Genomic DNA, 13,331 nt, shown 5'->3' with positions numbered 1-13,331 from the left:
CATCCCCCGATGACCTTGTGACGAATTTTGACCAGACGTGACTGATTCGTCAGCGTATGTCCGTAGAGTCGACAAAATGGCGTATTCACATCCACCGCCCAGGGTTTTGCCTGGGATCGAGACGGACTTGACGCAACGTTGACCTCCCCGGACATCTGGCTGAACCGCTTCTCCTCTGCCATCGTGTTGACACGGGGTGGGGACCGTGTCGTCGTACGGGCGGGCGGCCCCCGGGGTGCAAGGGGTGAGTCGCATGTCGGACCAGCGGTCCCGGCCGAGCGCGGGGTTGCGTGACCTGCGTTCCGACGACCCGACACGGGTCGGTCCGTACGAGCTCGAAGCCAAGATCGGCGAGGGCGGGATGGGCGCGGTCTACCTGGGCCGGGCGCCCGGGGGCCAGCTCGTCGCGGTGAAGGTCGTCCGGCCGGAGCTGGCCGAGGACCGGGCGTTCCTGTCCCGGTTCAACGACGAGATGGCCAACGCCGAACGGGTCGCCTCGTTCTGCACCGCGCAGGTCCTCGACCACGGCGAGGACCTCGGCATGGCCTACATGGTCACCGAGTACATCGACGGCCCCTCGCTGCTCCAGCACATCCAGGAGAACGGGCCGCTCACGCCGGGCATGCTGCACGGGGTGTCGGTCGGCGTCGCCGCCGCCCTCGTCGCCATCCACTCGGCCGGGCTGGTGCACCGCGACCTCAAGCCGAGCAACGTGCTGCTGTCGATCTCGGGCCCGCGCGTCATCGACTTCGGGATCGCCCGCGCGCTCGACGCCGCCACGTCCCACACCAAGACGGGCCAGGTCGTCGGCACGCCCGGCTACATCGCGCCCGAGCAGATCCTCACCCAGCAGATCTCGCCGGCGGTCGACATCTTCGCCTGGGGCTGCCTCGTCGCGTACGCCGCGAACGGCCGCAACCCGTTCGGCACCGGCTCGTTCCAGATCATGGTCGGCCGCGCCCTGCACGCCGACCCCGAGCTCGGCGCCCTCACCGACCCGCTGGCCTCGCTCGTCCGCACCGCGCTGAGCAAGGAGCCGGAGCACCGCCCGTCCGCACGGGGCCTGCTCCTCTCCCTGGTGGGCGGAGCCGGCGGCGAAAGCGAGATCACCACCCACCTCGGTGAGGCCTTCGCCGCCCCGGACGAGACGCCCGCGAGCCCGCCCCCGGTCAACCTCCAGACCCCGCCACCGGCCCCGTGGGCCCTGTCCCCCGACCGCGAGCAGTCCCAGCCGCAGAGCGCGCCACCGGCAGCTCCGCCCACCCCGAACTGGTCACCCCCACCTGACCGCGAGCAGTCCCAGCCACCCGCAGCCGCGCAAAGCTCGCCGCAGGCGTCCTCTCCGCCATCGCCTGCCTGGGCGTCGCCGCTTGAACGCGAGCAGTCTCAGCCACCCGCAGCCGCGCAAAGTTCGCCGCAGGCGTCCTCTCCTCCGCCGCCTGCCTGGGCGCCGCCGACTGAACGTGAGCAATCCCAGCCGCCCGCGGCCGCCGAGCAGAATTCGCCGCAGCCCCCTCCGCCCGCTCCGTGGGCGTCGCCGCCCGAACGCGGGGGCGCCGCGCAGAACTCGCCCTCGGCATCCCCGCAACCTGCGCCTCCGCAGGCGCCCGAGAGAGGGCAGGGGGCGGCTCCCGGCTGGCAGATACCGGCGCCACCGGCCTCGCAGCGCCCCGCGGAACCGCAGCCGAAGGCGGGAGACGCGGCCGCCGCCCACGAGGCCGAGGCGGGCGCGAACGGCGCGGTCGCGCCTGCCGATCCCCGCGGCTGGCCTCTGCCCGAGCACACGGATCCGGCCGGGGAGACCATCACCGACCCGTCATTGCGCCGGCCTTCCGCGCTTCCCCCGCCCGGTCCGACGCCCGACCCGCAGGCCGTGCACGCGGTCGAGGCACCAACGCATCCACCGGCCGCACGGCCGGTGAGCAGGCAGCCGTCGACCCGGCATGAGCGGCCCAGGCGCAACGGGCTCGTCGTGGCGGGCGCCGCCGCGCTCACGCTGGTCGCCGCCACGGGAGCGGGCGCCGCCGTCTGGTTCCTGCAGTCGGACGACAAGAAGGCGGCCCCCACCGGCAACTCGTCCGCCGGGCCCGCGCCGTTCCCGACCGATCCGATGTTCGTCCGGATCGATTCCAAGCCGGGCTGGCCCAGCAAGTGCTACGGGGACATCGGCCGCTTCACGCCCGCCAGTAAGAAGGCCGAGACGCTGGTCAGCGGATCCACGTGCGACATGCTGCCCGAGCATTCGCCCGACCGCGGCAAGGTCGCGTTCACCCGGCAGGCCGGCGACAAGCAGTCGGCGTGGGTGATGGACGCCAACGGCGGCAACCTGGAGGAGGTCGACGCGGACCTCGCGGGCGGGCGGCTGACCTGGTCGCCGGACGGCACGAAGCTGGCCGGCATGCGCAAGGACGGCGGCGGCGCCCGCCAGATCTACATCATCCCGCTCGACGGCTCGACGCCCCAGAAGGTCACCTCGGACGGCTCGGTCAAGGACGACCCGATGTGGTCGCCGACGGACCCGAACAAGCTGGTGTTCTGGAGCAGCCGGGACGGGGAGCAGACGATCTACACGCTCGACGTCCGGAACCCGGGCAAGTGGACCAGGATCTCCCAGCCGGGCGTCAAGACGAACGACCCCGAATGGTCACCGGACGGGAAGCAGATCGCCTACACGCGCGGGACCTACCCCAAGGGCCATATCTGGGTCATGGACGCCGACGGCCGCAACGACCACCAGCTCACCAAGGGCTCCGAGCACGAGATGGACCCGAACTGGTCCCGTGACGGCAAGTGGCTCGCGTACGTGCGCGGCACGTTCGCCAAGCCCGTCATCCGGGCCGTCCGACTCGACGGCACCGGCGACCGCGCGGTCACCGACGACACCAAGATCGCCCACCCCAACTGGTGACCCGCCCCTAGGACATGTACCTGGACGGTCGTGACCGCCGCCTCCAGCGCCCGCGCGCTGAAGCACGCAAGGCCTGGCGACCGGCGGTGGCGGGGACGGCGCGCGCCGGGGGATGTGTGGGACCGGCGCGCGCCGGGTCTGGCGGCCGCCCGGTCTCGGGCGGCTCGGTTCGCTCAGCGGGAGACCGGGGCGGTCTCGTCCTCGGCGGTGTCGGTCTGGAGGGCCGCGGGCTCGCGGGCCAGTGAGCTCGGCCACCACATGCGCGCGCCGACGTCCAGGTTGAGGGCGGTGACCAGCACCGACCGCACGACGAGCGTGTCGAGCAGCACGCCGAACGCGACGGCGAAGCCGAGCTCGGCGACGAACACCAGGGGCAGCGAGCCGAGCGCGGCGAAGGTGCCCGCGAGGACGGCGCCCGCCGAGGTGATGACCCCGCCGGTGGCGGCCAGCCCGATGAGCGCGCCGCGGCGCGTGCCGTGCTGCTTGGCCTCCTCGTGGACGCGGGTCATCAGGAAGATGTTGTAGTCGGTGCCGAGCGCCACGAGGAACACGAACGCCCACAGCGGGAAGGACGGATCCGCCCCCGCGAAGTCGAAGACGTGGGTGAACACCAGGGCGCTCACGCCGAGCGCCGCCGCGAACGACAGGACCACGGTCGCGACCAGGATCAGCGGCGCGACCAGCGCGCGCAGCAGCAGCGCGAGGATCACGAAGACCACCACGAGCACGATCGGGATGACCAGGTTCTGGTCGCGCCGGGACGCGTCGTTGATGTCGAGGGTGATGGCGCTCGAACCGCCCACCTTGGCGTCCGCGCCCGGGACCCGGTCGACCGCGTCGCGGGCCTGCTTGACGATCGAGAAGCCTTCCTCGGTGTCGGGCGGCGCGTTCAGCGTGCCCTCGAAGTAGACGAGGCCGTCGACGGGTTTCCCGACCGGTTTGACGTCGCTGAGTTTCGGCACGCCGGCCAGCGCCGCCTGCACGCCGCTCGTCGCCGGCGCGTCGGCGATCACCTGGATCGGGGCGCCGGTGCCCGCCGGGAAGTGCGCGACCAGGACCTCCTCGCCGGCGACCGAGTCGGGCTTGCCCGCGCTGAACGAGTCCTTCTGCGCCAGGTAGTCGGTCTTGAGCGAGGTCAGGCCGATCGCCATGACGCCGAGCACCACCGCGGTGACGACCCACGTCATGCGCGGGCGCCGGGTGATGAAGGCGCCCACCCGGGCCCAGAATCCGCGTTCGGCCGGCTCCTGCGAGCCGAACCGGGGCCGGACCGGCCAGAACATCCAGCGGCCGAAGATCACCAGGAGCGCGGGCAGCAGGGTGACCATCGCGAGCAGCGCCACGCCCACGCCGATCGCCATGACCGGGCCCATGCTCTTGGTCGAGTTGAGCATGGCGAGGAGCAGGCACAGCATGCTCAGCGCCACGGTGGATCCGCTGGCGACGATCGCCGGCCCGGCGCGGTGCAGCGCGAACGCCATCGCCTCGTGACGGTCCTCGTGCCGGCGCAGTTCCTCGCGGTAGCGGGCGATGAGGAGCAGCGCGTAGTCGGTGCCGACGCCGAACACCATCACGGTGAGGATGAACGCGGCCTGCCCGTTCACCGTCAGGCCCGCGTGCTCGGCGAGCAGGTAGACCACCGCCTCCGCCGCCTGGAGGGAGAACGCCACGCAGATCAGCGGCACCAGCCACAGGATCGGGCTGCGGTAGGTGATCAGCAGGATGACGATGACGATGGCGGCGGTGATGTAGAGCAGGGTGGCGTCGAAGCCGGAGAACACGTTGCTGAAGTCGCCGCCGTACCCGGCCGGGCCGGTCACGTGCGCTTCGAGCCCGTTGCCGCCGGACTGGACGATGGCGCGGAAGTCCTTGACCGCCGGGCCCAGCAACTCCCAGCCGTCGTTGCCGACCTTGACGTTGACCAGCGTCTGGAGTGCCTGACCGTCCTTGGAGGGTGCCGGTCCCTGGATGCTCTGCACGATCTTGCGAGGCCCGCCGTCGCCGGGCGGGTCGCCCATCACCTGCGCCAGCCGGGCCGCGTCGGCCGTGGCCTTGGCGCGGTCGGCGGCGGTGATCGCGCCGCCGTCCCGGTGGTAGACGACCACGGCGGGGAACGTGTCGCTCGGGACGAACTTCTTCGACAGGTCGACGACCTGGGTGGACTCGGCGTTCTTGGGGAGCCACGCGGACGCCTCGTTGCTCTGGGCGTCGGTCAGCTTGGACGCGAGCATCATCGAGGGGACGAAGAGCACGAGCCAGACCACCAGGACGATCCACTTGCTGATGCGTCCGCATGGGATGGACGAGAACCGGTACCCGCCGAACATGAAGGACCCCCTGGGTGTGCGCCGCCCGCACCCTCAGACCTACGTCCGCGCCTCCCCGACGTCAAGACATATCGCGTTATTTTGAATCTCTTCAAAGCCGACATTTAGGGTGACATTGCAGGTCAGGTGCTATGCGTCCGGATCCGGACAGCGTCAGTGGAAGTTGCGCGCCTTGACCTTGCCCGGGACGGGGAGCCGCCGCAGCCGTGTCGCCCGCACGCTGGTCACCCCGTCGGCCTTCTCCAGCCGCCCGCTCACCAGCAGCGCCTGCGAGTCGACGGCCAGCCCCCGGTAGCGCTGGAACACCTGCGGCGGGCACGTCACATTGATGATCCCGGTCTCGTCCTCCAGCGTCATGAACACGATGCCGCCCGCCGTCGGCGGCCGCTGCCGATGGGTGACGAGCCCGGCCACCACGACGTTCGTCTCGCCGGGCACCTTCTCCAGCCGCTTGGACGAGTAAGCGCCGAGCTCGTCCAGCGCCTCCCGCACGTGCGCCATCGGATGAGTGTGCGACACGCCCGTCGCCCAGAGATCCGCCAAGGTCTCCTCGACCGGCGTCATCGGAGGCAACTCGGGCGCGGCCGCGCCGGGGGTGACCCCTTCGAGCTGCCCCGGCCCGGCCCCCGCCAGTGCCCCCGCCGCCCACAATGCCTCCCGCCTACTCAACCCGACCCGCTCCCCATCCACCCGCTGCTCGTCCGCCACGGGGGGATCGTGATCTGTGAGCTGTTCGTCTTCGGCTGGTGCTAGGGAGTCTTGGCGCCAGTGCCTTGCCGGGTGTTTTGCGGGGGCGCGGACTTCGAGGTTGCTGAAGGCGCCTGCGGTGGCCAGGGATTCCAGGGCGGCCGAGGAGAGGGGGACGCGGCGGGCGAGGTCCTCCATGCTCTCGTACGGGCGGCCCGCGGCGATCGCCTCGGCGGCGTCGGAGCCCAGGTTGCGGATGCCGGTGAGGCCCATCCGGATCGCGGGCTGCGGCTTTTCGGGGGCGTGCGGGTGGTCGCTGTCGACCGGAACCGGTTCTTCGAGCGTGGGGTGGGCGCCGCTGGCGTTGATGTCCACGGGACGTACGACCACGCCGTGGCGGCGGGCGTCGGCGTACAGGGACTGCGTGCTGTAGAACCCCATCGGCTGGTTGCGGACGAGCGCGGCCGTGAAGGCGGCCGGGTGATGCCGCTTGAGCCACGAACTCGCGTACACCAGGTGCGCGAAGCTCTGCGCGTGCGACTCGGGGAAGCCGAACCCGGTGAAGCCGAGGATCTTCTCGTAGATGTCCTCGGCGATGCCAGCGGGGATGCCGCGTTCGGCCATGCCGTCGAGGAGGCGGGTGCGCAGCCGTTCGACCCGTTCGGGCGCGCGCTTGGCGCCCATCGCCTGCCGCAGCAGGTCGGACTCGCCGGGGGTGAAGCCCGCGCAGTCGACCGCGAGCTGCATCATCTGCTCCTGGAACAGCGGAACGCCGAGGGTGCGGGCGAGCGCGTTCTGCATGAGCGGATGCGGGCAGAGCGGGGGCTCGGCGCCCTTGCGGCGGCGCAGGTACGGGTGCACGGAGCCGCCCTGGATGGGGCCGGGACGGATGAGCGCGACCTCCACCACCAGGTCGTAGAACTTGCGCGGCTTGAGCCGGGGCAGCGTCGACATCTGCGCCCGCGACTCCACCTGGAACACCCCGACGGTGTCGGCGTCGCACAACATGTCGTACACCTGCGAGTCCTCGTGGGGGATCGACTGCAGGTCGTAGCGCTGGCCGTGGTGTTCGGCGACCAGGTCGAACGTGTCGTGCAGCGCGGCCAGCATGCCGAGGCCGAGGAGGTCGAACTTCACGAGCCCGGCCGCCGCGCAGTCGTCCTTGTCCCACTGCAGGACGCTGCGGTCGGCCATCGTCGCCCACTCGATCGGGCAGACCTCGCCGACGGGCCGGTCGGCGATCACCATGCCGCCCGAGTGGATGCCCAGATGGCGGGGGAGCTTGAGCATGCGGCCGGCCAGCTCGGTCACCGCGGTCGGGATCTCGGTCTCGGTGCCCACCGGATCGCGCGAGTCGATGCCCTTCGACCAGGCGTCCTGCTGGCCGGGGGAGAAGCCCAGCGCGCGCGCCGCGTCCCGTACCGCCATCCGGGGCCGGTAACTGATCACGTTGGCGACCTGCGCCGTGCACTTGCGCCCGTACTTGTCGTAGACGTGCTGGATGATGTCTTCGCGGCGGCGGTGCTCGATGTCGAGGTCGATGTCGGGCGGCCCGTCGCGTCCTGGCGACAGGAAACGCTCGAAGAGCAGCCCGTGCCGGACGGCGTCGACACCGGTGATGCCGAGCGCGTAACAGACCGCCGAGTTGGCCGCCGAACCGCGTCCCTGGCAGAGGATGTTGCGCTTCTCACACGCCTGGACGATGTCGTGGACGATCAGGAAGTAGCCCGGAAATCCCAGCTCCTCGATGACGTTGAGCTCTTTGGCGATCTGGGCATACGCACCGGGCGTCCGCTCGCTTTCAGGTGGCCCGTACCGCTTGAGCGCGCCCTCGGCGACCAGGTGCCGCAGCCAGCTCGCCTCGGAGTGCCCCTCCGGCACGGGCCAGTCGGGCAGCCGCGGAGCCACGACCTCGAAGTCGAACTCGCACGCCCACGCCAGCTCGACGGTGCGTTCGCGCACACCGGGGAAGCGGGCGAGCCGGGCCGCCATCTCCGCACCGGTGCGCACATGCGCGGTGCCGCCCGCGGGCAGCCAGCCGACCATGTCGTCAAGGCTGCGCCGCGCCCGGACCGACGCGAGGGTCTGGGCGAGCCGGGCGTCCGGGCCGGGCGCCGCGAAGTGGACGTTGTTGGAGGCCACAACACCAAGGCCGGTGCGGGCCGCCAGCTCGAAGAGCACGTCGTCGCGAACGTCATCGTCGGGCTGGTCATGGTCGATGAGCTCGACGAACACGTTGTCGCGGCCGAACATCTCCGCCAGCCGCCGCAGCTCCCGTTCGGCCGCGTCCGGGCCGCCCGCCGCCAACGCCGCCGGAACGGCGCCCTTGCGGCACCCGGTCAGCACCGCCCAATGCCCGTCGTGCGCACCGGCGAGCTTGTCCACGTCGTACAGCGGACGCCCCTTCTGCCCACCCTCGAGCTGCGCCGCCGTGATCGCCGAGCAGAGCCGCCCATACCCAACGGGGTCGCGGGCGAGGACGAGCAGATGCTCCCCGACAGGATCGGGCTCACCGGTCTGCGGGGCGGGCAGACCCAGACTCAGCTCCGCGCCGAAGATCGTGCGGACGCCCAGCTCGTTCGCCGCCTGCGCGAACTGCACGACCCCGTACATCCCGTCGTGGTCGGTGATGGCCATCACCTCCACGCCCAGCCGCGCCGCCTCCTCCGCCAGCGCAGCCGGTTCACTGGCCCCGTCCAGGAAGCTGAACGAGGAGTGACAATGCAACTCCGCCCACGGAACCCCACCCCCAGCCCGCCGCCCAAAACCACGCCGCCCCCGCGCCCGCTCACCCCCACCAACCACCCCACCAGCCGCCTCGCCGCCAGTTGCGCCACCGCACTCCGCCACACCGCCAGCCGCGCTGTCGGTTGCCCTGCCGGGCCTCTCACCGCCTCCCGCCTCGCCGTCTGTTGCGTTACCGGACGTGTCACCACCGGCTGTGCCGCCAGACACCTCGCTGCCGTTCGAGCCGCCAGCCGCCCCACCCCTGGCTGCGCCACCGACCGCCTCACCGCCAGTCGTGCCACCGACCGTCTCGCCGCCCGTTGTGCCGCCAGGCGCCTTACCACTGGCTGCGCCGCCAACCGTCTGGCTGCCGGTTGTGCCGCCACGCGTCTCGCCGTCGGCTGTGGCACCGGGCGCCTTGCCGTCGCCTGCGCCGGTGGACGTCTCGCCGTCGGGTACCTCACTGTCAATCGTGCCGCTGAGCGTCTTGCTGCTGCCTGGCGCCTCGCTGCCGGTTGCGTTAACGCCAGCCACCTCAGTGCCAGTCACCTCGGCACTGGGCGCCTTGCCACTGGTTACGTCACCGCCAGCTCCGCCGCCGCCTGCCGCCTCGCTGCCGGTTGCGCCGCCGGGTGCCTTGGCGTCGCCGGAGGGCGCGCTGGCGCCGGGCGCTTCACTGCTGGACGTCTCGCTGCCGGTTCCGCTGGCGCCAGCCGTCGCGCCGCCGGGCGCTTCGGCGCCAGTTGCGTTGCCGGGCGGCGGTTCCTGGGATTCGGGGCTGGGCTTCCAGGTGAGTCGTTTCTCGAAGTCCCGCCAGGAGATCGGGGGGTTATGCCAGCCCACGGGGTGTCTCCTCAGTCATAGGCCGCCTCCACCAGCCAGCGGCCGCCCTCCACGGCCAGCAGGAACGCGCGTCCGTCATCGGTCACGACCTGGAAGCGTGCGCGCCGCTGCGAACGGGCCGGGTCCCACCAGCGTTCGTCCACCGGCCAGGGCCCGGTCCAGGAGGCCACGGCGGCGCCCGTCCCGCCGCCGAACGAGACGTGTGCGGGCGGCGCGGACATCGTGCAGCGCGCCGAGACCACCACCGGCGTGCCCGCCGCGTCCGTGACCTCCGCGGCCAGGGACGCGGGCGGGACGGAGGCGGGCGCGGGCGTGGGGATCCTGCCCGGCCACGGGCCGTCCGGGATGCCGCCGGGGATCAGGTCGCCGACCGGTACCTTCGTCACCTGCTCGCCGGGCCCGCGCCCGCCGGTCAGGATGGGACGGGTGATCCCGCGGTGGCCGAGCAGCGCCTGGATGCGGTCGGCGGCTCGCGCGATCCGGTCGGTCACCGAGCTCTGCCCCCAGAGCGCCTGCTGCCTGCCCTCGTCCGGAACGAGCTGGTCGGGGGTCAGCTCCAGCCACGCGACGCCGCCCCAGATCGCCTGCTCGTCCCCGGCGAGCTCGACGCCGTCGGCATCCACCCCCGGCGTGGGCCGCTCCGACCGCCACGCCGAGAGCTGCCATCGCACCCGTTCGGCGATCGCCAGCGTGGAGAGCAGCCCGTCATGCCGCCACACGCGTTCGAGCACGTGCCCGTCCGCGAAGCCGACCTCCACACAGAGCCGGACGCATGTGAGCCCGCCCGCGCCCAGCCCCTCGTGCAGCTCCCCGGCCAGGCGCTTGGCCGCGAAGACGACCTGTTCCGCCTGTGCGGCGGGCGGGTCGAACTCGTCCCGCACGGACAGGTCGACGACCGAGTGTCCCGGCGCCAGCGGCCGTGGCTCCTCACCCCTCGCGAGCCGCTGGGCCAGCGCGCCGTCCGCCCCGAACCGTCCCGCCACATGCCCGGACGGAAGCGCCGCGAACGTGCCCAGCGTCCGCACGCCCAGGCGGTTGAGGAGATCGGCGAGCTCCGGCCGCCCCAGAACCGAGAGCGGGTAGGGAGCCAGGAAACCCGCCGCCCCGCCCTGCGGCACGACCGTCCCGCCGTCCTCGGTTCGGGCGGCGAGCTCGGCCGCGAACAGGCCGTCCGCGATGCCCGCACCGCAGTCGAACCCGGCCTCCACGACCGCGTCCTGCACCATCAGCCGCAGCGACTCCTCACCGCCGTAGAACCGCGCCGGGCCACGGGCCGCGATCGCGCACAGCCCGGGCCGGACGACCTCGACCTTCGGCGTCAGCGCCGCCACCGCGGCCACGACCGTCTCGAACAACCGTCCCTCGGCATCGGTGTCACGTTCGCGTACGACCAGGTCAGGGCAGCGGCGTTGCGCGTCCCGAATCCGCTGCCCCCGCCGGACGCCCTCCGCCCGCGCGGCCGCCGTGCACGCCGCGACCTGCCCCTGGACGACCACCGCCCCGGCCGTGGCCGCGTCCACCCCGACCGCCGTCACCGGCCAGTCCGGGCACCACACCACCAGCGTCCGGCTCATGCGACGTCCTCGCCTGGCGGTTCCCGCACGACCTCCAACGCCGGCCGCGACTCGGCCGAACGCGCGCCAGTCGTCTGCTGATCGACCGCGAGTGACCCAGCAGCGCGCCGCTCGACCGCCTCCTGGTCAACCGAGCGTGGCCCGGCTGTCTGGGGCCCGATCAGATGTGGCGTGGCCGGAGGTGGCGCGGCCGTCGGGGGGCCGACGGGGTGTGGTCCGGCCGTGCGTCGTCCGACCGTCCGCCGCTCGCCCTCGGGCGGTTCGACCGGACGCAGGTCGGCGGGCACGGCGGGCTCGTACGGGGCCACCTCGCCGTCCGGGCCCGGCAGCCACACCCACGTGCGGCGGCCCGCGCCCGGAGCTCCGCGTCCTTCCGCGACGATCCGCGCCCGCCGCCCGCGCAGGCGGCCGTGACCGTCGCCGAGACCGATCCATTCGGCCTGGTCGATCCGCAGGCGGACCGCTGTGCCCGGCCAATCGTGCCCGGTGACGGTGAGGACGCACCCGTGCTTGCGCGCGAGGGCCGTCAATCGCCGTACGGCAGCGGTGCCGGGACGTTCCGGCGGCCGGACGAGGACGAGGTCGACCGCCTCGATCAGCGCGGCCACCACGTCCGGCCATCGCCCGTCCGGCTCGTCCACCAGGAGGAGCCGCTCGGGTGCCGCGCCCATCCCGACGGCGGCGGCGACACCGAACTCCGGCATCCCGACCACCGCGCACCACCCTCCCGTCCCGCTCTCGCCGCCGTGCCGCGAGACACCCGCCACGAGCGCGAGCCCGAGGGAGGCGGCCCCCGCCCCCGCCACCCCCACGATCGAGCCGGGCCGGAGCCCCGGAACGACCGGGCGGAGCGCCGGCAGGACCGGCACGAGGTCGAGCCGGGATGCGGTCTCCAGGCCGAGCGCCGTCGCGTTCGCGAGCGCGGCCTTGGCCAGCGCCGCGTCCGCCACGGTCCCTCCCTACGACGTCGCCTCGACCTCTCCCATAATGTCGAACATAGGTTCGAGTATGTCAAGTTGTTGCAGGTCACAGGCTGGACAAGGGGGTGGTCTGAATCGTCCGATCGGCCTACGGCGCAAGGGAATCCGACGAAAATCAGGCTCGGAGACCGGCCGGTTCGAGATCGTGGACCTCCCGGCGGACGGCCAGTGTCGGGTAGTCGGTATATCCGGTTTCGCCGCCCACGTACATCAAGTACCGGTCCCGGACGGGGTTGAGCGGTGCGCCGACGCGCAGCCGTTCGACCAGATCGGGATTGGCCGGAAACGCGCGGCCGAGGGACACCAGATCGGCCCCGGCGCCCAGCAGCCGTTCACCCGCCTCCTTGCCGCCGTCGGCGGGGAGCGGCCCGGGCCACGGCAACCTTGGATTGGCGATCAGCGTGCCCGTCCATGCCTTCCGGATCTCGTGAAACAGAGTCTGCTCCGGATCGGCAAAGACGTAGTGCAGGTAGGCGAGCCCTATATCGGCCAAGGCGCCGATCAACGCGGGATAGATGCTCTCGGTGTCGCCCTCCTCGATGCCATTGACCGTAACCCCTGGGGAGATGCGCACTCCTACCCGTTCGGGGCCGATCGCGCTGGCGACGGCACGAACCACCTCGAGCGCGAAGCGAATCCGGCCCTCGACCGGACCCCCGTAGGCGTCGGTGCGGTGGTTGGTGCCCTTGGCCAGGAACTGGTGGACGAGGTAGCCGTTGGCTGCGTGCACTTCCACCCCGGCGAACCCAGCGTCAATGGCACGGCGAGCCGCGGCGGCGAAGTCGGCGATCGTGGACCGGATCTCTTCGGCGGTCATCTCGCGCGGGACCACGGCGTCCTGGTGTCCGCTCGGGGTGAAGATCGTGCCGGGCAAGGCGACCGGCGACGGCGCGACGGGCATCAGGCCGCTGGTGTCGGGATGCCCGACCCGCCCACCGTGCTGCAACTGCAGGAACATCCGGCCACCAGAAACACGCACGGCATCGGTCACCTGCCGCCATCCGGCCACATGCCTCTCGTTGTAGATCGCGCTGATGTCGGGATACGTCTGCCCTACGGCGTTCGGCGTGCTCGCCTCCGCGATGATCAACCCGGCGGTGGCGCGCTGCGCATAGTAGGTCGCCATGATCGGCTGAGGGGCGCCGTCGGAACCGGCGCGGTTGCGGGTCATCGGCGCCATGACCAGCCGGTTGGGAAGGCGCAGGTCGCCGAGTTGAGCGGGTTCGAAGAGGCTGCGGGCAACCGGTGCGTTCGTCATGCCGGTACGGTAGAAGCTGACATTGGT

Annotated in this window: 6 protein-coding genes; 1 reads left to right on the top strand and 5 read right to left on the bottom strand. The window is 72.0% G+C overall.

Going from position 1 to position 13,331, the window contains the following annotated elements:
* Positions 1-253: 253 nt before the first annotated feature.
* On the top strand, positions 254-2,908 hold the full coding sequence (locus ACGFNU_RS16535; RefSeq protein ID WP_392594311.1) for a protein kinase: 2,655 nt from the start codon (positions 254-256) through the stop codon (positions 2,906-2,908).
* A gap of 173 nt (positions 2,909-3,081) precedes the next feature.
* On the opposite strand, the gene ACGFNU_RS16530 is transcribed toward ACGFNU_RS16535, so the two are convergent.
* From ACGFNU_RS16530 to ACGFNU_RS16510, 5 genes are all read right to left on the bottom strand, one after another.
* Positions 3,082-5,235 carry an MMPL family transporter gene (locus ACGFNU_RS16530; protein WP_392594309.1) on the bottom strand — a complete coding sequence of 718 codons (2,154 nt, stop codon included), beginning with the start codon at positions 5,233-5,235 and terminating at the stop codon, positions 3,082-3,084.
* 153 nt (positions 5,236-5,388) lie between these two features.
* Positions 5,389-8,727, bottom strand: coding sequence for an error-prone DNA polymerase (locus ACGFNU_RS16525; protein ID WP_392594307.1), 3,339 nt, complete (start codon positions 8,725-8,727; stop codon positions 5,389-5,391).
* A 776-nt stretch (positions 8,728-9,503) separates the two neighbouring features.
* Positions 9,504-11,066 (bottom strand): DNA polymerase Y family protein, encoded by a 1,563-nt coding sequence (locus ACGFNU_RS16520; RefSeq protein WP_392594305.1) that lies wholly within the window; start codon positions 11,064-11,066, stop codon positions 9,504-9,506.
* Positions 11,063-12,016 (bottom strand): hypothetical protein, encoded by a 954-nt coding sequence (locus ACGFNU_RS16515; RefSeq protein WP_392594304.1) that lies wholly within the window; start codon positions 12,014-12,016, stop codon positions 11,063-11,065. The genes ACGFNU_RS16520 and ACGFNU_RS16515 overlap by 4 nt, the downstream gene beginning before the upstream one ends.
* Positions 12,017-12,161: 145 nt before the next feature.
* Positions 12,162-13,304, bottom strand: coding sequence for an alkene reductase (locus ACGFNU_RS16510; protein ID WP_392594302.1), 1,143 nt, complete (start codon positions 13,302-13,304; stop codon positions 12,162-12,164).
* Between the last annotated feature and the right edge of the window lie 27 nt (positions 13,305-13,331).

The sequence above is a fragment of the Spirillospora sp. NPDC048911 genome (genome assembly GCF_043198015.1).
Lineage (GTDB): Bacteria > Actinomycetota > Actinomycetes > Streptosporangiales > Streptosporangiaceae > Spirillospora.
This window is presented reverse-complemented; position numbering and strand designations above follow the sequence as displayed.